The organism is Methylicorpusculum oleiharenae, assembly GCF_009828925.2.
GTDB classification, from domain to species: Bacteria; Pseudomonadota; Gammaproteobacteria; order Methylococcales; family Methylomonadaceae; genus Methylicorpusculum; species Methylicorpusculum oleiharenae.
This window is the reverse complement of the sequence record NZ_WUTY02000001.1, coordinates 2308303-2334546: the sequence shown is the minus strand read 5'-3', so window position 1 is coordinate 2334546 and position 26244 is coordinate 2308303. Positions and strand designations below refer to the sequence as shown.

Annotated in this window: 18 protein-coding genes; 11 read left to right on the top strand and 7 right to left on the bottom strand. The window is 45.1% G+C overall.

What is annotated here, in order from left to right:
• Window positions 1-19: 19 nt before the first annotated feature.
• Both ppx and GO003_RS10690 read left to right on the top strand, forming a co-directional pair.
• Window positions 20-1519: an exopolyphosphatase gene (gene ppx / locus GO003_RS10695; protein WP_159658737.1), complete on the top strand. Its 1500-nt coding sequence runs from the start codon at window positions 20-22 to the stop codon at window positions 1517-1519.
• A 5-nt stretch (window positions 1520-1524) separates the two neighbouring features.
• A complete protein-coding gene (locus GO003_RS10690; protein ID WP_159658738.1) occupies window positions 1525-2778 on the top strand; it encodes a hypothetical protein in 1254 nt (417 codons plus the stop codon).
• A 250-nt stretch (window positions 2779-3028) separates the two neighbouring features.
• Here GO003_RS10690 and GO003_RS10685 read toward each other — a convergent pair whose 3' ends face one another.
• The gene (locus GO003_RS10685) at window positions 3029-4033 is read right to left on the bottom strand and encodes a cytochrome-c peroxidase (RefSeq protein ID WP_159658739.1); all 1005 of its coding nucleotides are present in this window, start codon (window positions 4031-4033) and stop codon (window positions 3029-3031) included.
• A gap of 350 nt (window positions 4034-4383) precedes the next feature.
• Between GO003_RS10685 and lpxH the strand changes: the two genes are divergently transcribed.
• From lpxH to GO003_RS10670, 3 genes are all read left to right on the top strand, one after another.
• Window positions 4384-5109: a UDP-2,3-diacylglucosamine diphosphatase gene (gene lpxH / locus GO003_RS10680; protein ID WP_206444783.1), complete on the top strand. Its 726-nt coding sequence runs from the start codon at window positions 4384-4386 to the stop codon at window positions 5107-5109.
• Between the two features lie 457 nt (window positions 5110-5566).
• Entirely contained in the window at window positions 5567-7420 is a 1854-nt protein-coding gene (locus GO003_RS10675) for a methanol/ethanol family PQQ-dependent dehydrogenase (RefSeq protein WP_159658741.1), read from the top strand.
• 518 nt (window positions 7421-7938) lie between these two features.
• Window positions 7939-8799, top strand: coding sequence for a quinoprotein dehydrogenase-associated putative ABC transporter substrate-binding protein (locus tag GO003_RS10670; protein ID WP_159658742.1), 861 nt, complete (start codon window positions 7939-7941; stop codon window positions 8797-8799).
• 227 nt (window positions 8800-9026) lie between these two features.
• On the opposite strand, the gene malQ is transcribed toward GO003_RS10670, so the two are convergent.
• Genes malQ through glgC form a run of 3 tightly spaced genes read right to left on the bottom strand, consistent with a single transcriptional unit; the run spans window position 9027 to window position 13473 of the window.
• Window positions 9027-10502, bottom strand: coding sequence for a 4-alpha-glucanotransferase (gene malQ, locus GO003_RS10665; protein ID WP_159658743.1), 1476 nt, complete (start codon window positions 10500-10502; stop codon window positions 9027-9029).
• 12 nt (window positions 10503-10514) lie between these two features.
• Window positions 10515-12209, bottom strand: coding sequence for a glycoside hydrolase family 57 protein (locus tag GO003_RS10660; protein ID WP_159658744.1), 1695 nt, complete (start codon window positions 12207-12209; stop codon window positions 10515-10517).
• Window positions 12199-13473 carry a glucose-1-phosphate adenylyltransferase gene (gene glgC, locus GO003_RS10655; RefSeq protein WP_159658745.1) on the bottom strand — a complete coding sequence of 425 codons (1275 nt, stop codon included), beginning with the start codon at window positions 13471-13473 and terminating at the stop codon, window positions 12199-12201. The genes GO003_RS10660 and glgC overlap by 11 nt, the downstream gene beginning before the upstream one ends.
• Before the next feature lie 90 nt (window positions 13474-13563).
• Between glgC and glgB the strand changes: the two genes are divergently transcribed.
• The 3 genes from glgB (at window position 13564) to GO003_RS10640 (ending at window position 19708) form a co-directional block, all read left to right on the top strand.
• The gene (gene glgB / locus GO003_RS10650; RefSeq protein ID WP_159658746.1) at window positions 13564-15738 is read left to right on the top strand and encodes a 1,4-alpha-glucan branching protein GlgB; all 2175 of its coding nucleotides are present in this window, start codon (window positions 13564-13566) and stop codon (window positions 15736-15738) included.
• 371 nt (window positions 15739-16109) lie between these two features.
• Entirely contained in the window at window positions 16110-17543 is a 1434-nt protein-coding gene (gene glgA / locus GO003_RS10645; protein ID WP_159658747.1) for a glycogen synthase GlgA, read from the top strand.
• 557 nt (window positions 17544-18100) lie between these two features.
• Complete coding sequence (locus GO003_RS10640) at window positions 18101-19708, top strand: protein adenylyltransferase SelO (RefSeq protein WP_159658748.1); 1608 nt, start codon at window positions 18101-18103, stop codon at window positions 19706-19708.
• A 607-nt stretch (window positions 19709-20315) separates the two neighbouring features.
• Here GO003_RS10640 and ylqF read toward each other — a convergent pair.
• Window positions 20316-21239 (bottom strand): ribosome biogenesis GTPase YlqF, encoded by a 924-nt coding sequence (gene ylqF, locus GO003_RS10635; RefSeq protein WP_159658749.1) that lies wholly within the window; start codon window positions 21237-21239, stop codon window positions 20316-20318.
• Between the two features lie 97 nt (window positions 21240-21336).
• On the opposite strand from ylqF, the gene yfbR reads away from it, so the two are divergent.
• The 3 genes from yfbR to GO003_RS10620 all read left to right on the top strand — a co-directional run bounded on the left by yfbR (window position 21337) and on the right by GO003_RS10620 (window position 23043).
• Window positions 21337-21942, top strand: coding sequence for a 5'-deoxynucleotidase (gene yfbR / locus GO003_RS10630; RefSeq protein ID WP_159658750.1), 606 nt, complete (start codon window positions 21337-21339; stop codon window positions 21940-21942).
• A 119-nt stretch (window positions 21943-22061) separates the two neighbouring features.
• The gene (locus GO003_RS10625; protein WP_159658751.1) at window positions 22062-22268 is read left to right on the top strand and encodes a hypothetical protein; all 207 of its coding nucleotides are present in this window, start codon (window positions 22062-22064) and stop codon (window positions 22266-22268) included.
• Window positions 22269-22290: 22 nt separating this feature from the next.
• The gene (locus tag GO003_RS10620; protein WP_159658752.1) at window positions 22291-23043 is read left to right on the top strand and encodes a retropepsin-like aspartic protease family protein; all 753 of its coding nucleotides are present in this window, start codon (window positions 22291-22293) and stop codon (window positions 23041-23043) included.
• On the opposite strand, the gene GO003_RS10615 is transcribed toward GO003_RS10620, so the two are convergent.
• Both GO003_RS10615 and GO003_RS10610 read right to left on the bottom strand, forming a co-directional pair.
• Window positions 23026-24114: a hypothetical protein gene (locus tag GO003_RS10615; RefSeq protein WP_231088938.1), complete on the bottom strand. Its 1089-nt coding sequence runs from the start codon at window positions 24112-24114 to the stop codon at window positions 23026-23028. The two genes, GO003_RS10620 and GO003_RS10615, sit on opposite strands and share 18 nt — an antisense overlap.
• Window positions 24115-24140: 26 nt before the next feature.
• Window positions 24141-26225: a cation:proton antiporter gene (locus GO003_RS10610; RefSeq protein WP_159653991.1), complete on the bottom strand. Its 2085-nt coding sequence runs from the start codon at window positions 26223-26225 to the stop codon at window positions 24141-24143.
• Window positions 26226-26244: the final 19 nt, after the last annotated feature.

Sequence of the window (26244 nt, the reverse complement as noted above, 5' to 3'; positions counted from 1 at the left end):
GCAAAAAATGGAAACCAACGTGACTAAAGAAGTCCCAGAAGTTGTTGCCGCTGTTGATCTTGGCTCCAATAGCTTTCACATGATCGTATGCAGACTGAAGGACGGAAAACTGCATACCCTGGACCGCCTTAAAGAAATGGTCAGACTGGCCTCGGGCCTGGATAAAAAAAATCATCTTGATTTGGCAACACAGCGAAGAGCACTGGATTGTCTGGAACGTTTTGGTCAACGCATTCAGAATTTCCCGCCGGGCAGTGTCAGTATTGTGGGAACCAACACCTTGCGAACGGCGACTAATGCCCAACAATTTATTGCAAAAGCCGAGCGAGCTTTGGGTCATCCTATTCACATCATTTCCGGGATTGAAGAAGCCCGCTTGATTTATCAGGGCGTTGCCCACAGTTTGAGCAGCAGTGCCAATAAACGCTTTGTAATGGACATTGGCGGGGGCAGTACTGAATACATCATTGGTACAAATGACACCCCGCTGACTAAAGAAAGTCTAAACATGGGCTGCGTTTCAGTAAGCAATCTTTTTTTTAAGGATGGCAAATTATCGGCGAAAGCATTCAGGCAAGCCACGCTGTTTGCCGAACAAAAACTCGAACCTCATAAAAAGAAATTCAGCTGTAACAATTGGGATGAAGCCATTGGCGCATCAGGCAGCTTAAGATCCATACAGGGCGTTCTGGAATCAACAGGATGGAGCCATAATGCGATAACACGGGATGGCTTGGAAAAATTGGCTAATCATCTCACTCAATGCCCCCATATCAGTATACTTAATCTGCCTGACCTGGATTCAGAGCGACTTCCGATTTTCCCGGGAGGCCTTGCGATTATTTACGCAACCTTTAAAACTCTGGGCATTGAACACATGACCATCTCCGACGGCGCTCTGCGAGAAGGCCTGATCCACGATCTTTTAGGCCGCATCTATAATCAGGATATCCGATCTGAAACGGTGCAATTGTTAAGCGAGCGCTTCCATACCGACAAGGCTCACTCAGCCAGAATCAAGGAAACATTGTATTTTATGCTTCAGCAACTGGATTCGTTCAGCCCCGAGGATCAAATTGAAGACACGTTGAATTATCTGAACTGGGCTGCGGACCTATATGAAATTGGCCATGACATTGCACATAGCCAGTATCACAAACACGGTGCCTATATTGTTGAAAATGCGGACTTAGCCGGCTTTTCAAGGCACGACCAATTTATCCTGTCACTACTGATCAAATTTCACCGGCGAAAGATTTCACTTAAAAACTTCAACAAGTTACAAGATCCCTGGAAAGCCACTGCTCCTCGCATGACAATTCTACTTCGCTTGGCCGTTTTGCTGCACAGAAGCAGAGAAGATAAACCGTTAACGGAATTTAAAATCAGCTTCACCAAAAACAAAATCAGACTTCAATTTCAGGAAAATTGCCTAAATCAATCGCCTTTGACCTTTGCGGACCTTCAAAAAGAGGCTGAACATCTTAAAGAGGCTGGATTTAAACTGGAATTTGAATAGGTCAGATGCTGTTATTTGTTCGTTTTATCTTTGCACTGCTTGTCGGGCCACCGGTTTTTCTCGCCCTGGCTTTATTTTTTGCAGTAGAACAACAGCCTGCCATAAAAACTGACTGGGAGCCGACCACCGAGGATATTGAACGTGCGAAAGCTATTTTTGAGGGTAATCCGATCCGGGATAATTTAAAAACGATGGATTTGAATGCCAGAGACATCAACATCGCGCTGAACTATTTGCTCAACAACTATCTGCCCAGTTCCTCCAATGTCACGCTGGATGATAATTCCATGCACTTTTCCATCGCTCTCAAGCTGCCTAAAAATTCATTCGGCCACTACCTAAATCTGCAATTCAGCCTGGTCAAACAAAACAGCAACTCACACATCAATAGTGTCAAGGTTGGAAATTTGCAGCTGGACGACAATGTAGCCGAGTTTTTGCTGCAAAAAATAATAAAGTACGCTCATCTGAAGCAACATTACATTTTTTTGACCGAACAGATTATTGACCTGGATATAACCGCCGAAAAGCTAACCCTGACTTATCTAACTGACCCCATGTTTGCCGAAAATACGGCAGATTTACTCAATCAGGCTCAAGATAGGCAAGCCATGATTTTTTATCAGCAAAAACTGACAAACATCATCAATCAGCATGATCCCGACTGGCGGCTTTCACTGGCGGAATTGATTCAGCCTCTTTTTGCGATTGCGTATAGACGCTCTTCGCTAAAAACAGCGATCAAGGAAAATCGTATCGTTATTTTTACGATCAACAGTTACGCGAACAAAGATGAAATCCTGCCTTATCTACCGGACAAAGTAACGGCCAAACCCCGCCGCTATTTCCCCGTTTTTCTTTACAAACGAATTGACTTGGCAAAACATTTTATCGCTTCTGCCATGCTCACTTCGACGGGGGGTGGGCACTTAGCCAACATGATAGGTCTCGAAAAAGAACTGAGCGATTCGGTCAGCGGCAGTGGGTTCAGTTTTATTGACATTGCCGGAGACAGGGCGGGAATGCGGTTTGGCAAAATGGCAACCGCTTCTCCCGAGAGCGCGCGCAAGCTTCAGTTAAAAATGGCAGAAATCAAGGACTATACGACTTTTATGCCTAATGTCCTGGACTTACCGGAAGGGCTTGATAATAAACAGTTTAAAAGGCGTTTCGCTAATGTTTACAGTAGCGAGTACCAGAGCATGCTAAAGGAAATAGACTACCGCATTGAACAACTGCCGCTGTATCAGAACGATTAAAATGCACCCTCTGCTGTTGACCTTAAACTAACAGCAGGGGGGCTTTTACATCAGGACTATTATGCGTCCTTTCAATTAATCACCTGCAACCTCAATTCAAAGCGGGCGAGTAGATACATCAAGACAATCAGTGTTTGTTATGCTTCAGCAAAGGCTGGATAACGTTCTGCGAGTTAACCCAACCTTCACCCGACGTATCACCTTCGTTTTGTTGCTCCGCTGAATAGTTACGGATTTTTTTACAAAACACTCATTTAAAAGCGCGGCCTGGAGTTCCCGGCAAAACCGGCATGGCTTGCTTTGGAAACTCACCGGTCAATCCATTCAAAAACACGACGATATCGGCAATATCGTCCTTAGCCAGATCCTGACCCAATTGCAGTTTACCCATCAATTTAACAGCCTCCTCTAATGTCGCAACCGAACCGTTGTGCATGTATGGCGCAGTCAGAGCAATATTGCGTAAAGTCGGTACTTTCCACATGTGCTCGTCTTCGGCATTTTTAGTCACTTCAGCTAGGCCTTTGTCTTTTTTGAAGTGATATTGAGCCTCAAAGTAGCCGTTGCTGTTAACCGGAAACTTTTGGAAGGCTCCCGCGCCATTAAATGCTGGACCACTGTGACAACCCGTGCAGCCTAACTCAACGGCTTTTTTCATGCCGCGCACTTGTTGCTCAGTTAAAGCATCTTTATCGCCATCCACATATTTATCGAAAGGGCTGTTGGGTGTGATCAATGTGCGCTCATAAGCCGCAATCGCTTTGGTTGCATTGTCTTTTGAAATGGAATCCTTGCCAAAAGCTTTTTCAAATGCATCCTGATAGCCTTCGATTGTTTTTAAGCGCTCAACCACATCGTCCCAGCTTTTCATGCCCATTTCGATGGGATTAGTCACTGGACCGGCGGCCTGTTCTTCAAGGCTTGCCGCTCTGCCGTCCCAGAACTGTACCTGATTGAAAGCAGAATTCCATACCGTTGGCGCACTGCGTCCGCCGGTTTGGCCGTTAACACCCATTGAGTTGGGTCGATTATCGTCTCCACCTAACATGGTGTTATGGCAAGACGCACAAGAAACCGTGCCTGTCGAAGACAAACGTGGATCGTGATAAAGCATTTGACCCAACACCACTTTTTCCTGTGTCGTGGGATTATCTGCAGGTGCAGGCGCTGTTTTGGGTAAGGATCCTGCAGCATGAACCGCAGAAACAGATCCAGCCAACGCTAATGCGGTGACCAGAGTTCGCATTTTTAACATACCATCCTCCAATTTTATTATTGTCACTTTCAAATCAATTTATTATGACTGATTGTGCCGTATAGCCCGACCAGTAAATTGATAGTACAAGGAGTTTACCATAATTGTCTTTTTAGTCAGCCGCCAACGATTTTAGATCATAAAAAGGCAAAAAATCGATCGCCTATGACCGGGTTTGCCCATCGCCTGGTTAAGACACCTTAATTACCTGTAAAATCTTGCTTCCTTAATGCCTTGCCCGCTATTATGGCCAGCAGTGAATCTGGAAATCCTCTCTTCTTATCCTTTCGATAATGAAGTTAAATCTTGAACCCTCCTCATCAACCAGAATTCAAACGGACCCAAGCATTTTGAACCAAGAAATTATTTTTATTTCAGACCTCCATATTGCACTGGAAAAACCCGCTATTACCAGACGATTTCTTGATTTTCTTGAAAAAAGAGCGGTTGGCTGCCAATCAATTTATATCCTGGGCGATCTTTTTGACGTATGGATTGGCGATGATGACCACTCTCCTCCTGTTAAAGCCATCAAAAATAAATTGCGCGCGTTAACCCAGTCCGGCGTCGCAATTTATTTACAACATGGCAACCGTGACTTTCTGTTGGGCAACAGATTTTGCAGTGAAACGGGCGTGAACTTGTTACCTGATTACAGCGTCATCGACCTGAAAGGCACTCCTACCTTGCTAATGCATGGCGATCTGCTCTGCTCTGACGATGAAGCGTACCAGCAATTCCGCATTAAATCCCATACCCGCGAATGGCAACAAAACGTTTTATCCAAACCGTTGTTGATCCGGCTTTTAGCGGCACGTTGGTATCGCATCAGAAGTTTTTTTCACAAACGCAAAAAGCCACAGGAAATTATGGATGTGAACCAGACGACCGTCGTCGACACCATGCGTCATCACAAGGTTTTTCGGCTGATTCATGGACATACTCATCGACCGGCTATTCATGATCTTCAGATTGACGGACAATCGGCTCAACGGTTCGTATTGGCTGATTGGAAAAAAGACTATGCGGATGTTTTGGTATGGCGCGAAGGCGAGTTCGCAATTGAACGGCTTTAAAGGGAATCTATCTGCCCGCCATTGAAGGCCAAACATTAACGGAATTTTTCAGCCTTTGTTCCTGTTCAGACATGACTTGGACAATAAAACCGATTAAGGGCAATCATGCATCCAGGGCTAATTTGGCAGGAATAATGGATAACAATCCTAAAGTAAGAATGGTGAGCAGATATTCAGGAAGTTGCATATAATGGCTTGGTTGATAGAATAGCTTTTATAAATGCGGATAGCGTTTATTTTTCTAACTTTCAGCGTGTATTTAAACCTTATCAGACAGCCGTTTTAAGTTGACTTTTAAGGTAAAATCATTAAATTTACGCATCTGGAGTGACGCTTAAAGGAATTCCTCCTTTTTTTGAGGAAATAATAATGTCGCCCACAACTGCTTTAAAACTAATATTAGTCTTAAAATCACAACCCGTATTTTGTTGTACGACAGAATACCAGGAGGAAATATATGAAGAAGCCTGTTAAAAGCTGGCTAATTGCCTCAACAGTTGCTGCCCTGCTTGCTGGACCAGCTATTGCCAATGCAAACAGCGAAGTTGAAAAACTGACCAAGAACCCAGCAAACTGGGCTACTTGGGGTGGGAACTATCAAGGAACTCGTTACAGCGAACTTAAAGAAATCAACACCTCAAACGTAAAGACTCTGCAACCAGCATGGACTTTTTCAACGGGTGTTCTTCGTGGCCACGAAGGCGGCCCATTAGTAGTCAATGATACTTTATACATCCACACTCCTTTTCCTAACACCGTTTACGCGATTGACCAAAAAACTCAATCCGTTATCTGGGAATATACCCCACAGCAAGACGCTGACGTAACGATTCCTGTTATGTGCTGCGATACTGTAAACCGCGGTTTGGCTTACGGTGGCGGCAAAATATTTCTGCAACAATCCGATACCGTGTTAACAGCATTAGATGCTAAAACCGGAAAACGCATCTGGAGCGTTCAAAACGGCGATCCAAAACTGGGTATGACTAACACTCAAGCGCCTATTGTAGTTAAAGATAAAGTTATAACCGGTATTTCCGGCGGTGAATTTGGCGTTCGTGGCTTCCTGGCCGCTTACAATGTCAACACCGGCGAACTGGAATGGAAAGGTTACAGCATGGGTCCTGATTCAGACACTCTGATCAACCCGACTAAAACCACCACATGGAAAGACGGCAAAGTAGAAGCTGTTGGAAAAGACTCAAGTACCAGTACTTGGGAAGGTGACCAATGGAAAATCGGCGGCGGAACTACTTGGGGCTGGTACAGCTATGATCCAGAATTGAACCTGGTTTATTACGGATCAGGCAACCCATCCACCTGGAACCCAACACAACGGCCTGGCGACAATAAATGGTCAATGTCCTTGTGGGCTCGCGACGCTGATACCGGAGAAGTCAAATGGGTTTACCAGATGACTCCGCATGATGAGTGGGATTTTGACGGTATTAACGAAACACCTTTGGTTGATCAAGAAATCAACGGGAAAATGCGTAAAACCGTTGTTCACTTTGACCGTAACGGTTTTGGCTATACATTGGATCGCGTAACCGGTGAACTGTTAGTTGCTGAAAAATTCGATAAAGCCGTAAACTGGGCATCACATGTCGATATGAAAACAGGACGTCCAGAAGTCGTATCTAAATACAGCACCGAACAAAACGGTGAAGATACCAATACTCAAGGCGTCTGCCCAGCAGCATTGGGAAGCAAAAACCAGCAGCCTGTTTCGTATTCTCCACAAACCGGTTACTTCTATATTTCCGGCAACCATGTTTGTATGGACTACGAACCTTTCGAAGTTGAATACACTGCGGGTCAACCTTATGTGGGTGCTACATTATCCATGTTCCCAGCGGGTGTTGATGCGATTACTGGTAAAGAAGACAAATCAACCAACCTCGGACAGTTCACTGCATGGGATGCGACTACCGGTAAAATTGTATGGTCTAACAAAGAGCAATTCTCCGTATGGTCAGGCTCAGTTGCAACGGCTGGCGGCGTAGTATTTTACGGTACTTTGGAAGGCTATCTGAAAGCAGTTGATGCCAAAACAGGAAAAGAATTGTATAAATTCAAAACACCTTCCGGCATTATCGGTAACGTTAATACTTGGGAATACAACGGCAAACAATATGTTGGCGTATTATCAGGCGTTGGCGGATGGGCAGGTATAGGTATCGCTGCAGGCCTGGATTCAGGCGAAGAATCTTCAAATTCTGAAGGTTTAGGTGCAGTAGGTGCTTACAGAAGCTTGAGCTCTTTCACCAAGTTAGGTGGTACGCTCACAGTTTTTGCTTTACCTAACTAAATCTATTAGGTAGATATCTGTGATAAAACCCCGGCCGTGATAAATCGGCCGGGGTTTTTTTTTATCCGGAAAAACAGTTGACGGGCTTACAGACATTCAATCTAAAACCCTTTAAAAATGCCTCACTCGCGCCTATCTATCCGGTTAAGCGTGCACTAGTGTATTGACTTAAGCTGGGCGTACAAAATTTTTTTATGTTCAGCTGTATTTCCAGATAAAGATGAACTAACCCTTCATCACTTATTCAAATGAATTACGATATGGAGTTTACCGATTATTAAATTAACTACTCGCTCGGTTGGAATAGAGTGTATAGGTGCTTGATTGAAAAGGCTTCTGCAACAGGACTGGTTTCATGCGTCCGGTGAAATCAAGCACTTACACCCAATCAAATGGGAGGAAGGGTGAGCCAGATCCACATTAAATTTTCTTCTTGTAGAGGCGCTTTAAATTGCCCTTGCAGATAAGTTGTTGACCAATACTGAATACATACCAAATCAAGCTTAGGAGTAAAAAGAATGAGAGCCAAAGCTCTAAAAATAATATTAGCCGGCCTTATTTTTAACGGCGTAAGTTATAGCGTTAATGCAGAGGAAAAATTCAAAGTTTGTGCTGACCCGCTACACCCTCCCTACTCAACCGACAAGCTGGATGGCTTTGAGAATAAGATAGCGGCTTTATTTGCCGAAGAATTGGGTCAAACCCTGGAATTCACATGGTTTCCTGACCGCATCGGGTTTATCAGAAACACACTGAATGCAACCATCGGTGACACGGAGGAATTTAAATGCGATGTCATCATGGGGGTTCCGGCAAGAAGCGACAGGACGTTGAATACCGTACCTTATTACCATACGACTTACTTACTGTTGATATCCAAAAACAGAGGCTGGGATGACATAACCAGCCTGGATCAATTAACAAATCTTCCACTGGAACGGCAACAGAGCTTACGCATTGCCATGTTTGACAGAGGACCTGGCACAACCTGGCTGCAACAAGCCGGATTGCTGGACGAAGGCATACCCTACCAGACAATGTCAGGGGACAACGAAAACAATATAGCGATGCAAATCGAAAAGGATTTAAAAGCAGGAAAAATTGATATGGCAATCCTCTGGGGACCGATCGCAGGCTATGTGATTTCCCAGAGCCCCGTCAACAGTTATACCGCCATTCCCATGATTTCATCCCCGCAGAATAAATTTGATTTTTCAATAGCGATGGGCGTCCGCTACGGCGATAAGGCCAGAAAAGAACAGTTAAATCAATTAATCCACGCGAAATCCGGCGAAATCAAGAAAATATTGTCCGAATATAATTTTCCTTTATTACAGTTCCCTGTCAATGCGGATGGAAAAGAGGCTGACGATGACTGAGCCAAGTCGTTAAGCTACTCAAGAAAATCAAGAACTGAAGCCTTTCGAAGTATAAGATCTTAGAAAGGCTCAGGAAATGAAAGAGACGATTTAAGGTAACTACACGCCCGCTTTGAATTTAGGGTGTAGATACTTGATTTCAAAGGACGCTTAAATTCGTCCCTGTTGCAGAAGCCTTTTCAATCAACCACCTACACCCACTAAGATGGGAGGGAGCAGATACGGATTTAAGAACGGCCGAATAAATGGATAGCGTGAGCAAGGCGATTCACTTTATCTTGCGATAATTGTCCCCACTCGAAACGCCAGTGCCAATTACCCTCGGTGGTTCCCGGTGTATTCATGCGGTGCTCTGTGCCCAGCTCGAGTATATCCTGCATGGGAATGACAGCTAAATTAGACACGCAAGAAAGCGCAGCCTGAATCAATGTAAAAGGCATCGTTGATGTGGGACTGCCTAGGTACTCATGAATGTAATCTTTTTCCCAATCACTGATTTGTTCATACCAACCCAGCGTGGTGTCATTATCATGTGTTCCTGTATAGACCACCGAGTTTTTTTCCAGATTTCCCGGCAAATAGGGATTGTCATGATTTCCACCGAAGGCGAATTGAAGGATTTTCATTCCGGGCAGACCGAAGTGATCGCGCAACTCTTCAACTTCCTCGGTTATGATCCCCAAATCTTCTGCAACCAGCGCAACAGGTCCAAAAGCATTATAAATCGCTTCCAGTAACTCTTTTCCCGGCGCTTTTACCCAATTACCATTTACGGCGGTAGGCTCATGACTGGGAATCTCCCAAGCCGCTTCCAAACCTCGAAAATGATCAATACGGACAATATCGAACATTTCGATTTGGGTTTGCATGCGCTCAATCCACCATCGAAACCCTGTTTCCTGCAAATAATCCCAATCATAATGAGGATTTCCCCAACGCTGACCGGTTTCAGAAAAATAATCGGGTGGTACGCCGGCAACGACTAACATACATCCTTCGTCATCCAGCTTGAATACTTCGGGATGTACCCACACGTCAGCACTGTCATAAGAAACAAAAATGGGAATATCGCCGAATAACAAAACGCCTCGCTGCGAGGCATAATCTCTTAACGCATTCCACTGGCTAAAGAAAACGAATTGCTCAAATTTTATCGTTTCAATTTTAGAATTCAGCCTTCTTCTGGCACTAATTATGGCTTTTGAGTTCTTATTTTTGTATTCATCAGGCCATTGATTCCAGCATTGTTTATTAAATTCGGTTCTCAGCGCGACAAATAAAGCGAAATCTTCCAGCCAATTCTTTTTTTCCAAACAAAAACGAGCGAACTCTTTCTTCTCATCAGAAGACGCTCTGTCTAAAAAGCCATAATAAGCCTTTGTCACCAAACAGCTTTTTGCAAACTCGAAGGTAACGCTGCATTCGACACAACGATCCGAGGAAGCCAGCCAACCCTTTTTGACCAGCCAGTCCAGATTAATCAAAGCCGGGTTTCCGGCATGCGCAGAAAGACATTGGTAAGGAGAGCCATCCGCATGCGGCATATTAAGCGGCAAGGTCTGCCAGACCGATGCCCCGATGCTGTGTAAAAAATCGACGAAATTGAATGCTTCCTGCCCTAGGTCTCCATTACCATCCCCACCCGGTAAAGAAGTGATATGAAGCAAAACACCCGCTCTTCTTTTATGTAAAATATCAATCACTTGCGTTCCTGGTTATAAGTTTTCCACACCAGGTCTCATAGCGCCTCCCATAGCTGGTTGACCAGAGCCCTGAGCAAAGGATTGGGCAAGATAAGCCGGTGGCTCCTGTCCCATCAGCCGATACAAATTAGTTAAATTCAAGCGATACTGCCTTTCGAAACTGCTGACCGCATCCCCGGGATTATAGTCCCCAAACCACCAAAACCAATCAGAGCCCTCACAAATAGACAGCTGCTGCCGTGCAGCATCCATTTGTTCATGCGTTAAACTATCGGAAGCGATCAAATTGTCATAGCATTTTTTGACATCGCCCAGCATATCCCACCCCCGATTCTTGTCCTTATCACCAATCCACGTAGAAAAAGTGCCGTATACCCAACTTCCCGCCATCATTTTAGGCAAGGGTTTAACAACCGCACCCTGATCAAGACATTCTGAAAAAGTGGTTAACTGAATAAGAGGGTGGCTGCTTAATTTCTGATAAAGGGCCGATAAAAAATAATATCCGTTTTGAGGAAAATACTCCCAGGCATTTTCACCGTCCATGATAATAGAGACAACTTTGCCGTCTGAAGCATCATGTTTGTGAATAAACTCCAAATGCTTGATCAGATCGGCCACCGCATCATCAGCATGCCATTTTGAATATTCAAAACCAATAAGATCGGACAAGCCATCATCTCTAAAAAAGCAGGGTAACCCGATATCCTCAACACAAAAAGGATGATGCGTACTGGTTTCTTCAAGTTGAGAGAGACGCAGACTATTCCTCAGCACATTACCGCCGGATGCGGTCCATTTGAACCCATATTCAGAGAGAATCGAGAGCGTTTCAGCACTTACAGCACCCTCAGAAGGCCAGCATCCTTGAGGTTCAAAGCCAAAAAACCGCCTGAATGTATCAAGGCCGTATTGCAAATGCCATTTTACCCGCTCGGTTCCGCCAGGATAGCTGTCAAGTTCTGGCATGTCCGCATCGGGCATGGCCTGGAGCGCTGATTTAATATCCAGCATCAGCGGCAATATCGGGTGCGCATACGGTGTGACCGATAATTCAATACGCCCTTGTTCCGCCAGCCTTTTGTAACGACCGATGATACTATCCAAATGCTCACCGATAACTTCAGCCAGCTGAATTCTTTCTGCATGAGAAAAGCCTGAACCTTTATCAATCAACTTCTGGATTCGAAAATCGGAAAGCTTGATACTTTCACCCATCCATGCCAGATGATACCAGACCAAAAGATCTTCAAAATAATGGGGGCTCAAATAACTAAGCGCATCGTCATGGTGCCGGACCCAATCCGCTATAACAACGAGATTGAGATACGCAGGATAACGCTCAATTTGCCTGGCTCTATTGGCTTTGACGCAATCATGAATTATTTTCAGACGGCCTTCAGGTTCAGCTGTCACCGAGGTCGCGACTAACGCTGAGAGCAGAGCGTCTTTGACCGGAATATCTTCCCGCAAAAACCCGTTAACCTGCCTCGCGTAGTCCTCGATCTGCTCCAGTAAGATGGGTGCAAAATTGACAACCGCCCTCGCCTCAGGAACCGCTTCAAGATGCGCTGCCATATCACTGTAATCTTTAAGGACATGAAGATAGGTCCACGGCAATTGATATTCGCCAGTCTGCAAATCCCTGTATTCAGGCTGATGCATGTGCCAACAGAGCACCAATTTCAGTTTTTGACTATCTGACATAATGTCTGTTCTGGCCCAACATATCCGGAGTCACCAGTACTACGCCGCCAGGACTGACATGAAATCTTTTTTCATCCTCAGCGCGATCCTCCCCTATGACAGTACCTTGCGGTACCTCACATCCTTTTTCAATGATCGCTTTAGTAATCCGGCAATGCCTGGCGATATTGACTTCAGGCAAGACCACCGTATCCTGCAGCACACTGTAAGAGTTGACGCGGACATTGGAAAACAGCAATGAATGCCTGATTTTGGAACCCGAAATCACACAACCGCCGGAAACCATCGAATCGACTGCTTGACCACGCCTTTTATCGTCGTCAAAAACAAATTTGGCCGGCGGCGTTTGCTCTTGGTAAGTCCAGATAGGCCAGGTCTTGTCATACAGGTTCAAATCGGGCTTAACGCCGATCAGCTCCATATTGGCTGACCAATACGCATCGATAGTTCCTACATCCCGCCAGTAACTTTGCCCACCCTGCATGTTGAGGAATGGGTAGGCATTGATACGGTATTTACTAATGACCGAGGGGATTATGTCTTTGCCGAAGTCGCGTGACGATCCAGGGGTATCGGCATCCTTAATCAATTGTTCGAACAAGAAACGGGCATTAAATACATAAATACCCATGGATGCCAATGCCTTATCTGGCTTACCAGGCATTGAGGGCGGATTCGACGGCTTTTCGACAAACGCTTTGACCCTTCTGTCCTCGTCAATATCCATGACCCCAAACTCAGAGGCTTCGGCCAAGGATACCTCCAGGCAACCTATTGTCAAATCTGCGTTATTGGCTACATGATCAGCAAGCATTGCGCCATAATCCATTTTATAAATGTGATCACCGGCGAGAACCAGCACATATTCAGGATTTCGGGTTCTTAAAATATCGATGTTTTGATAAATCGCATCCGCTGTTCCCTCGTACCAGGATGTTTCAAGCCGTTGTTGAGCGGGCATCAGATCAACATATTCGCCGAATTCGCCTCTTAAAAACCCCCAGCCCTGCTGGATGTGACGAATCAATGAATCCGCCTTGTACTGGGTAAGCACGCCTATCTTGCGTATACCCGAATTCATGCAATTTGATAAGGGAAAATCAATAATTCGGAATTTGCCTCCGAATGGCACGGCCGGCTTCGCTCGCCAATCGGTCATATTTTTTAGACGCGAACCTCGACCGCCCGCTAGAATCAGGGCAATAGTATTTCTGGTAAGATGACTGACAAAACGATCCTGCTGGTGGCTGCTTGTTTCTGACATTGACTTCCCCTTGTGGAATAGAATTACATCTTGTTAGTTATTTGGTAACATTCACAGGAACATTATCCTACTACATTGAGGCGTTTCAAAGTGAAAAAGCAATCCCTCCCAAAGCTTGGAACTGATTTCATCAAAATTATTGAGGCAAAACATCACGATCCCTTCGCTGTCCTGGGTCGCCATTCACACAATGATACTGTCAAAATCACTCTTTACCTGCCCTACGCAGAAACCGTGCGCTTTGCCGAAACCAAAATTCCTATCCCTCGCGTCCCAGGCACTGATTTTTTCGAATACATCGCCAAAAAGAACGAACTGTCCGGTCACTACAAATTAACATGGGTAGACAAAGACGGCGGAAAACATACGAATTACGACCCCTATGATTTTGGGGTACAACTGTCCGATTTTGATAGACACTTGTTTGGAGAAGGCCGCCATTGGCATGTGTACACCAAAATGGGCGCGCATCTCCATACATCGGATGGTATTGAAGGCGTCGTCTTCACCGTCTGGGCGCCAAATGCTCAGCGTGTCAGCGTAATTGGCGACTTCAACCGGTGGGATGGCCGGTGTAATCCAATGAGAAGCCTGGGCAGCAGCGGTATTTGGGAAATTTTTATTCCCGGCTTGAAAGACGGTGCGCTTTATAAGTTTGAAATTCTCAACAGGCATAGCCAGGAACTGCTCGTTAAGACAGATCCTTATGGCCAACAATTCGAATTTCGTCCAAAAACATCTTCAATTGTCGTCAAAGAAAACAGTTACACCTGGAAAGACCAGCAATGGATGGAAAGCAGGCACCAGTTCGACTGGCTGCACGAACCCATGTCCATTTATGAAGTTCATCTGGGATCCTGGCAACGCGACAATTTGGGAAATTTCCTGAATTACCGGGATCTTGCCACCCATTTGGTCGACTACGTCAAAGAGTTGGGTTTTACTCACATCGAATTGCTACCCATAACCGAACACCCGCTGGATGCTTCCTGGGGATACCAGACCATAGGCTATTTTGCACCTACCAGCCGCCATGGGTCGCCAGATGATTTTCGCTTTTTCGTAGATGCCTGCCATCAGAACGGCATCGGCGTCATCCTGGATTGGGTGCCTGCGCATTTTCCCAAAGATAATTTTGCTCTTGCCCGTTTTGACGGCAGCGCACTGTATGAGCATGAAGACCCTCGCAAAGGTGAACACCGCGACTGGGGGACACTCATCTATAACTACGGCCGTAATGAAGTTAAAAACTTCCTGCTAGCCAGCGCCATATTCTGGCTGAATGAGTTTCACCTTGATGGTTTGAGGGTTGATGCGGTGGCTTCGATGCTCTATCTGGATTACTCGCGCGAAGCACATGACTGGATTCCGAACATGTATGGCGGCAATGAAAACCTTGAAGCCATTGATTTCTTCCGGGAACTGAACACCATCACACATGAGCAACATCCCGGCGCAGTGATGATGGCCGAGGAATCGACCGCCTGGCCACAAGTCACGCGTCCAACCTGGGCGGGTGGATTGGGCTTTTCGATGAAATGGAATATGGGTTGGATGCATGACACCCTGGCGTACTTTCAAGAAGACCCTGTCCATAGACGCTTTCACCACGACCAGCTGACATTTGGAATGCTCTATGCCTTCACTGAGAATTTTACGTTGCCTTTCTCGCATGACGAGGTTGTTCACGGTAAGGGCTCGTTGATCAACAAAATGCCTGGCGACGAATGGCAACGCTTTGCCAATTTGAGACTGCTGTATACGTTGATGTTTACCTATCCCGGTAAAAAGCTATTGTTCATGGGCTGTGAATTCGGCCAGGGTTCGGAATGGAACTTCAACCAATGTCTGGACTGGTATGTATTGCAATATCCGCATCATCATGGCATAAAAACATTGGTCAAAGATTTAAATCACCTTTACCGAACTCATCCGGCTCTTTTTAAACACGATTTCGATCATCACGGTTTCGAATGGATTGATTGCCATGACGTCGAACAGTCGGTGATCAGTTACCGCCGAAAAGATGCACATGAGGATTTGATTGTCGTTCTTAACTTTACACCTGTCGTTCGTGAAAACTACCGGATCGGGGTACCAAGTCCAGGGCATTACCATGAAATTTTGAACTCGGATTCTTCCTTTTATGACGGAACCAACATCGGAAACGGCCTGGCTCTTTCCGAACCGATTCCTTGGATGAACCTGCCTTATTCCATTAACTTGACCCTGCCCCCTTTGGCCGGTCTGATATTGAAGCTCTAGCTTGCAGGGAAAAATATCGAAAATAAACCCGTTACCGGCGTTCAGATTACTTATGTTATTGGGTAAAGCTGATCGTTAAGCGTCCCGGATATTGCATCTCTACGAGAAAAAATATCCGGGCGCAGGATTTTGACGCACAGTAAATTAAGACCCTGGCCCTGACATTGTTTGTCCGGATGTTGGGGATAATTATGAAACCAGGCTAGCGACAAAACCACGAAAGTTTGTGTAATTTAAGAGATCTTTTTGATTTATTTGAAAATCATAGTTGGCTTGCTTTAGCAGCTTGTTTTTAATACCCTGCAACGGTATTGGATAAGGATATTGGCATTTTCAATGACCTAAAACACCCTAAAAAACAAAACCGGATTATGAAAAAAATATTGTTTGTCACAAGCGAAGCGCATCCATTGATCAAAACCGGTGGACTGGCTGACGTTTCCGGCAGTCTACCCAAGTCTTTATTAGAATTGGGGCAGGATATTCGCATTATCATGCCCAACTATCAGGCCCTAAACAGACCGGAAAACATTCAGTTCAGATGCACACTTCGGGTCAATAACACGGATGTCAACATCCTCGAAACACGCCTTCCCGGCAGCGCAGTTATTGTCTGGCTGGTGGATTGCCCGGAACTGTTTGATCACCCCGGCAATCCTTATCACGATGAATACGGTAATGCCTGGCCTGATATAGCTGAACGTTTTGCACTCTTTTGCCGCATTGCTGTTGAAATTGCAATGAACCGGGGCTACCTAAACTGGAAACCTGATATCGTCCATTGTAACGACTGGCAAAGCGGTTTGGTACCGGCCTTATTAGCGCTGGAATACAGCCGCCCGGCAACCGTGTTTACTATCCACAATATGGCCTATCAAGGCTTATTTCCCAGTGCGACCTATTCTTATCTGAACTTACCCGGCCAGTTGTGGAATCCAGACGGAATAGAGTTTCACGGCATGCTGTCTTTTCTTAAAGGTGGACTGGTTTACTCAGACCGCATAACGACAGTAAGCCCGACTTATGCAGAGGAAATACAAACAGCGGATTTTGGTTATGGCCTGGAAGGACTGCTGAGTCATCGAAACGATTTTTTATGCGGCATCACTAACGGCATAGATACGGACCAATGGGATCCGGCGATTGACTCATTAATAGCCGAACCCTACAGCATCAAAGACCTGCATAAAAAAGTACTGAACAAAACAGCCCTGCAAACCACTTTGTCGTTGCCTGTTGATAAAAAAATACCTGTTTTTGGACTTATCAGCCGTCTGGTTGAACAAAAAGGGATTGACCTGGTTCTTGACTGTCTGCCTGAAATGATGAAGTTGCCTCTGCAATTTGTATTGTTGGGCAGCGGCAATAAGAGCTACGAACAACGGCTTTACAATTTTGCCGATTTGTATCCTGAAAAAATATCGATCAACATCGGTTATGACGAAGCGCTTTCCCATCAAATCGAAGCCGGGGCAGACATCTTCCTGATGCCATCCCGATTTGAGCCCTGTGGACTCAACCAAATCTACAGCCAGCGTTACGGGACTATCCCTATCGTTCGTAAAACCGGGGGGTTAGCCGACACTGTCGACGACACCTTGCCGGATACGCTTCGCAGCAAAACCGCTACCGGATTTGTATTTAACGATGCAACGCCCGGAGCGTTAATGGAAGCCATCAAACGGGCACTGATTATTTACAGCCTGCCCAAGAGCTGGCGTGAATTACAAGTCAATGGAATGGAAAGAGATTATTCCTGGAAAAAAAGCGCTCAACAGTACCTGAGTTTGTATCATCACCTGTAATCTGTTTTTTCAGACTGCGACTTAATTCAGGAAGTGTTTTTTAGCACTTCCTGAACAATCCCGCCCAAAAGGCCGATTAAATGAGTTTTTTGCCTAGCCAAAAAACGGTGTTTTAATCACTCAACTCAGCAAACACTTAGCCCCTTTTTTTAGACTCATTTCACATATTTGAGCTAAGTGCATACGGCAGTTAAACAATTTCAGTTACCCACAAAAGCTGTGGATAACTTTGTGGATATCATGATGATGACTCCGTCTGACTCCCGTCATTGTTACAGTTTTGTTAAATTGTCCATTTTTTAGACAATCACAATAATTCTATTTATATCAATAACTTGAAATATCAACCAGTATTCCATTACGGCACTGACCCGCACTATCCCACCGTTATTTCACAGCAATTGACAATGTGCATAAAGTCAGGTTTTAAAGATCAAACTAGTTTGCAGCAAGACTTTTTTTAATTCAAAAAACAAGCCACCCAAACAAAATAATACTTGACAAATAAATTCACAAAATAGATTAATGTTTTTGACTTCAACAAACCTCATCTGCTTATGTCCCCCTCTAGAAAAATTGCTCATTTAGATGAGCTGGTCTTCGATAACCGGTTTTTAAGAGAACTTCCTGCTGACCCTGAGCCCCTAAATACCAGAAGACAAGTGTTAAGCGCTTGCTACTCGCGAGTTCAGCCCGTCAAAACGGCAAAGCCCCACTATGTTGCCCATGCCCAAGAAGTGGCGGAATTATTAAATTTATCCGAACAGCTGCCCTTATCGGAAGATTTTACACAGGTATTTTCAGGCAATCGCCTGACCCCGGGCATGGAACCGCATGCAACCTGTTACGGTGGACATCAGTTCGGAAACTGGGCGGGGCAACTAGGCGACGGCCGGGCAATTTATCTGGGCGATGTGATCAATCATCGCGGCGAACGCCTGACGCTGCAGCTTAAAGGCGCCGGTCCCACGCCCTATTCCCGCAATGCAGATGGCCTGGCCGTATTGCGCTCTTCCGTGCGGGAGTTTTTATGCAGTGAAGCGATGCACCACCTGGGCATACCGACAACCCGGGCATTTTCGCTACTGTTAACGGGAGACACGGTAGTCAGAGATATGTTTTATAACGGCAATCCCAAACCCGAACCCGGCGCTGTTGTTTGCCGTGTGGCCCCCTCTTTTACGCGTTTCGGACATTTTCAAATTTTTGCCGCCCGCCGCGAAATTGAACTGTTAAAACAACTGGTTGATTACACCATTCGAACTGACTTTCCCCATCTGGGTGAGCCTGACAGAGACACTTACATCGCCTGGTTTAAAGAAGTCTGTTTAAGCACTGCCGATCTTATTGTTCATTGGCAGCGCGTTGGTTTTGTCCATGGTGTTATGAATACCGACAACATGTCGATATTGGGATTAACCATTGACTATGGCCCTTATGGCTGGATTGATAACTATGACCCAGACTGGACACCCAATACCACCGATTCGGACGAGCGCCGCTACCGATTCGGTAATCAGCCGCAAATTGCCTTTTGGAATTTGGGCCAACTGGGAAATGCCATTTATTCTTTGATTGAAGAAGTCGAACCGCTTCAGGAAGCACTGTCCAGTTACCGGGAACGCTTCGAAACCAGCTGGCAAACTATGGTGGCGCAGAAACTTGGATTGATTGCCTATGAACAGCAAACGGATGATGATCTCTGCCTGGAATTATTTGATCTGCTCAAAGCCATTGAAACAGACATGAGCATTTTCTACCGTAAACTGGCTCTGATCAGCAAAAACCCAAATTCAGAACCGGAAAACGACATCAACACGTTAATGGAAGCTTATTATCTTCCTGAGCAATTGACAGCGGGCTATCGCTCCAGGCTGACCCGCTGGCTTATGAATTACCGCAAACGCCTGCAAAAAGACGATCTGGAAGATGAGCAGCGGCGCATCACTATGAATGCGGTTAATCCCAAGTATGTGCTGCGTAATTATCTGGCCCAGCAGGCCATAGACAAGGCTGGAGAAGGCGATTTCGCGATGATTCATGAGTTACTGGACTTGATGCGCCATCCTTACGATGAACAGCCGGGCAAAGAACACTTTGCCGTAAAACGCCCCGACTGGGCAAGACGCAGACCTGGATGTTCGATGTTATCTTGCAGTTCCTGATCCCAAACAGACTTCCCGGCAGAATCAGTCGAACATTGTGATAGCAGCAAAAAGGGCCGCTATCACAGCTGTAAAGTCGAACCTTCAGAACAGATGGGTGATCGCTTCAACACAGGGTAAACGCATTAAAATAATTAATATATCAATAGGTTATCCGGTTGCTTGGAACGCATAGTCAATTTGGTTTAACTTGTGGTGCCTCTCCCTGGGTCCCGTTAGGCCGCGCCGAGCACTGGTGATTTTGCCGAGAATAGCCCGTTAGGGGAGCGGCAGGGATGCCGCTCGTTTTCGGAGGGCTAGGGATTGCCCTTCCGAAAACCCTCGGCAAAATCGTCAGCGCGCAGGATGCAGCGGCCTACGGGTGTCTTTTCTTTTGGATACTTTTCTTTGGACAAGCAAAGAAAAAGTATCGCGGCTGTCGGTCCGCAAACCGACTCCACATAAGCGTAGCGATAGCGACACAAAGCCTTTTTTAGGTTTCAAATAAACCCAATATTATAGTTAATCCGGAAAAAGGAATATTGTAACTATTTGATTTTATAGAGTGTTTTAATACGTTTTCCCTGCGCTTCAACATCACACTATAAAATCCGGCAGGGGTTTAGGGTTATCCTTGTCCGCCTTTCCATTTTTCTTTTCTGGCTTTCTTCTTGGTCTCTTTTTCCTCTCGTATTGCAACCAACTCAATCAGTTCTACTTCCATCATAGCGGGCGTCTCCAGAGTGAACTTGCCTAACAAACCGGAACGCAATTCGTTGATCAGTATTTTTGCCGCCTTGTCCAACTCAACCACCCCGCCCGACCTCAGGCAACCTCGACGTCTGCCGATTTCATTAAGCAAAGCATGATCAGTCGATGGTAACGGCTCGATTGAGTAGCGTGCTTTTAATGCGTCAGGATAGTGTTTAAGAAAATAATCCGCCGCAAAGAATGCAATTTGATCATGACTGATAGCCGTATCTTTAATAGCGCCCGTCAAAGCCAATCGATACCCGCTGTTTTTATTTTCCACATTAGGCCACAGCACGCCGGGCGTATCCAATAAAACAATGTTATTACCAATATTGATACGCTGTTGCATCCGTGTTATGGCTGGCTCGTCTCCGGTTTTGGCAATGGCTTTACCGGCCAGCATATTGATCAAAGTGGATTTGCCGACATTCGGTATCCCCATAATCATGACCGTTATTAAACGTCCGCTTTCTGCCTTGCCCGCCATCAACTTATTACAAAGCTCAGGAATCTGCCTGGCTTTTTCAGGATGAAGGATGGACAATGCCAGCGTCTTGACACCTTGCTCCTGCTCCAGGTAATGCTGCCATTGCTGGGTTAGCTCGGGGTCTGCCAAATCACTTTTGCTGAACACCTTGATACAGGGTTTATTACCCCGCAATTGCTTGAGCATTGGGTTTTGGCTGCTGAAAGGAATGCGTGCATCAAGAATTTCAATAATGACATCGACTTGCGGCAGAATCTCTTTGATTTCTTTGCCGGCCTTGTGCATATGACCGGGGTACCACTGAATAAGCATAAGATTTGCGCTCTGTTAATGTTGACTATTACACAATAGAATGAAGTCATTCTATCAAGTATCTTGTCTCAACGAACCGATAACAATTTACAACACCATGAAAGAATCAATCATTAATTGCACTTTTTATGCCTATTTATCACGGCTTCGCTGGATCAAGCGCTGGGGATTAAAACGTAATGCCCATGAAGAAAATGTCATGGAGCACAGCTGGGAAGTATCCGTTATTGCCCACACGCTGGCCTTGATAAAAAACCGTTATTTCGAGGGCTGTGTGGATGCTAACGCCATTGCCGCCGCCGCGTTGTATCACGATGTGACTGAAGTCATTACCGGCGATTTACCTACGCCGATCAAATACCATTCAACCGCCATCAACCAGGCTTACAAACAGATTGAAAAACAAGCGGAACTGGAACTCTTGAATTTGTTGCCCGAGCGTTTAAGAGGGGATTTTGAGCAACTGATTCAACACGACAAACTTCCCGAGGAAAACGCACAGATCATCAAAGCGGCCGATAAAATTTCGGCCTACCTTAAATGTCAGGCCGAATTGAAAGCCGGTAACCCGGAATTTGAAATGGCTGCCGCCCAACTGAGCAAACAACTCAATGAATCGACTCAACCCGAGGTGGCATTTTTTATGGCCAGTTTCGTTCCCAGCTGCAGCCTGACACTGGACGGACTAATGAAAACCAATTAAAAATTCTGAGACGCGCCTAGCACAATGAAGGTTCAATCAGGCAAAAATCGCAGAACTGCGATAAGTTTTCAGTCAGGTTAACACCTGTTTAATTAAACGCTTTATGACGGAGATGTGTTATGACTGAAAATGACTGTTTCGAAATTGATTATGAACATTTAGATGATTTGCCGCTTTACAATCATATTGAGTGGCTGAATATAAATCCCAAACTTTTTAAACAAGATCGCAATAAATTGTTAGCCGGGAAAAAAGAAAATGCGGTCAGTAAACATTCTCTTCAAGCTTGTTTACGGTTACACTCGACAAAACCGGCAGGCAGTTAATCGATAAAACAGCGCTTTACCTATGTCCAAAAGAACATTTTTTATTTTTGCTTTGTTATCGTTTCCAGTCCTGCTCGGCGTATCGCTGAGCGGACAAGCCGAAACATTCGCTGATAATCTGAAAGATCAACTTGAAGCATTAAGCCGCAATCATCATATAACCATTAAGAACACTGACCTCATTCAGTCTGCACCCCCTATAAAAGTGACCGGTTCGATTGAAGAACAGCTGAAACACCTTCTCATTGACTATAACTTCGTGCAGCTGTCAAACAGCCAGGGCACTATCGAAAAAATCATCATTATGAGCGTCAAACGCTATGACCATTCGAAGCCGGTGGTGACCGAGACGACCGAAACGAATACCGATGTAAACGTCAAAACAACACGTAATGGCTATCACCATATGGTTCAGACTGAATTATCAGGACCTAATGGTGCTAAAATCAATCTTTCGCTGCTTGTCGATACGGGCGCAACGACCGTCGTGTTACCGGCCTCCTTTAAGGCCAAACTGGGATTTAACGACCATAACCTGGAATCAGGAATCAGTGAAACCGCCAACGGAAGAATTGAAACCCTGCAAGGCACCCTCAAGTCAGTCACCGTTGGAAACGCATCAGCAAAAGACGTTGAGGTGAGTTTTCTATCAGACGATAAATTGCAAAACAGCGGTCTGCTGGGCATGAGCTTTTTAGGGCGTTTTCAGCTGATGTTTGATGACGCCCAAAATCAAATCACGCTGAAATCGTCAACCTCACCGCGGCCTGATTAACAATCGTCCCAACTGTCTTAATCCGTCTGAGGATACTGTCAGTCCTAGTGGTTCACTGATCATTTCAATCTGATAAAGTACATCGGTGGCCGCAATAAAAGTAAGATAACGCAAACCCTCAGCACCCGGCACCTCATTGGCAACAAGCCGTAAAACCGGCGCCAATTTATCCCATGTCGTTAAAAAAAAGGTGCGTACCGGATCTTTCCCATTAACATCATTCGATTGCAAGCCGAGCTGAAAAGCACCTCGCGCTTCCGTCAATATAGCCTGCAAATCAGTACGCAATTGCTGCGATTGAGTGTCGCTGGCGGCCCGTCCAATTGCCTCAGTCAAAAACTGCTCCCACTGCTGCCAGGCAACCTTCCAGGAACGCATCTCATCGTCTGTGAACGCTGCTGCCGGCTCAGAGGGTGCCAACTGTCCTTGAGAAGGCGCATCAAATTCAATTTTGACCAATAGCCCTGATTTCTCGGCTTTAGCTTCACTGAACCTCAACGTGTCCAGCAATCGTTGCATCTGGGCTTTGTTCTGCTCAGTTGTGAGCGCGGCTAATGATGATTCAATTTGTTGACGGGATTCATTTAAATCGATTTTAACCGCAGCTAATCTCGGCTCTGCAAAACGCTTTATAAGGTCCTGCATTCTGTCGATTTTAAGAGCATGTCCTTGTTGATCATAGGCATTGGCTCTGATAACCGGAAATTTCAAGATCGTACCCCCGGCCTCCAGGACCGGTTGCTGAAAAGTTTCCAATCGGCCGTTCCATTCCAAAAGCGTCATGCATTGCCCGCCTAATCCTGTTCCCAAACGGGCATGTACAACGTTCAAAATCCTGACCAATCCCTTTTGACCTTCTATCTTTGGGTCAGATAAATCAAACAGACTGCATCCCTGGTTATCTTTCCAAAGATGTGCCGTCTTGTCCTTTCCGGTATAAAGCTGATTTATCAATAGCTTGCGAACCAACTCATAATCAATGGGCACAGGAACAGTCAGTTGACTTCCCAAACTGGTATTCGAGAATGTGATCAGATACGCAAGCAATAAAAGCAATACTCCATTTTTCATAATGTACCTGCCGCCCCCTTGATCACTTAATGCGGTTGCTTTAATTCTTTAGAAAGCATGATGTAGAGCTTGCTGCTGATAATTTCATTCTTGCTTAAGTTATCTAACGTTTCCAGCTGTAAAGCATCCAGCGTTTTCTTACCGGTAATTGCATTAAAGTGGGTAAGCAACTCATAGTTACTGCTAATCATCTGATCCAGCCTTTCTTTGGTGCTCTTGCCCAATGCTTTGTAGAGTTCAATTGTCCTTTGTAAAGAATCTTTATCGTCAAATACCTCGATCAGACTGGTATTGCTTAATCCCTCTAACCTGGAAACCACGGTTTCCAGTAAATGCAGTTGCGTCCGGTAATAGATATAAAGTTCTTGAGGCTTTAACTCTGAGGAGGATAAAAACAGCATTTTTCGCAAACTGAGAATAAAGGTTTCAATTTTATCAACCGGAAATTTTTCATCTATCGCATTGAGTTGCAAACGACCTTTTTCAACCCGCTCCATCTGAATATCCAGCAAGTTTAAAATTTTCTTGTAGATTTTTTCGTTGATTTCACCGCGACCGTAAATTTCCTTTAATTCGCCTTTTTCGGTACCCAACACATAAACCCGTAACAGGTTTTCAGTCAATTCACTGTCATTCGGAAATTTTTGTTTGTACTCTTTTAGGGCTTGTTCGTGCAGGGTGCGGTAAATGGAATGCATGCCTTTATGCTGTTCTTCACTGATCTGTTGATTTTTGAACAATTTTTCAATGGCAACTAACGCTTCATCATAGATAAGCGCTTTACTCTTGAAATAGCTCACTTCTTCATAATCAGTCAGCGCGTCGATTCCCAATTTATTCATCACTTTGCCGATCGTCGTCGCTTTGACCAGTAGCGTAAAATAAATACTGCCTATCGTGATAGCAGTAATAAATTCTTTAACTGAAAACGTATAGTTCCAGTTGGGCACAGTCACATCATCGGGAATCAGCAAAACCATGATGACCGCCAATGAACCACGCAGACTTCCCCAGGATAAAAGGTGCATCCAGGACAACGGAATCGGCTCTTCTTTCTTGGTCCAGTTCAACAACCCTAACAGAGGATAAATAGATAAGGCCCGGCCAACCATGACGACCAGAATGGAAAGCAAAATGGGCATCAGAGCAACATTTAAATCAATTGACTGCTCTACGAATAACAATCCCATCAAAATAAACACCAGGGAGTTGGTAACAAATCCGAAGTAACTCCAAAACTTTTCCATGTACTCTTCAACGGGCATCGACATTTTAAAGCGGCCGAAATTGCCGATGACCATCGAAGCAACCAATGTGGCAATGATCGATGAAAAACGCACAGGATATCCGGCAATAATAATGTGCTCGGACACTACTTCGGTAAGAATAAAAGTAAAATGCGCGACAAGCAGGGTCAACGTTATTTCCAAATGCTCGTGCCCTTTAACCCACTCAATCAGTTTGGCGAACAAAAACCCCATCGCCAGTCCGAATAAAATACCGCCAAACAGCATCATCGAGAAATTGATCAGCCCGCTGATGATTGAAGTCGATCCGGCGTAGCCGTGGACCAATATTTCAAGCATGACCAAAAATATCGCAAAAGAGGTTCCGTCATTGAATAAACTCTCCCCTTCAAACATCAGTGTCAGCCTCTTGGGTGCGCCGTATTCTTTAAACAATGACAAAACCGCAACAGGGTCAGTTGAGGAAATGATTGCACCAAACAACAGCGTCACAATCATGGGAACCTCAAATCCTATCCACTTGAAAACGTAGTAGCCGCTCACCCCGATAAAAAATGTTGAAACCAGCAAGCCGACAACCGCCAATAAACTTATCGCGCGGATATTATTGAGCATATCGCTGATTTTAATGTTGTAAGCTGATTCAAATATCAGAATAGGCAGAAACACAAAAAACAATAATTCCGGAGTTAACTCAAAGCTGTTGATAAAAGCGAAGGCCTCCAGTTTGCTCAATGGCACCAATAGAGAGCCTACAATGACCAGTAACACCGTGTAGGGAAGCCGCGCTTTCTGCGAAATCATATACACAACTAACGAGATCAGCATCAGGCTGAATAACGACAAGAAAACTTCAAGATTCATTTAGGTTCCTCGAACTATA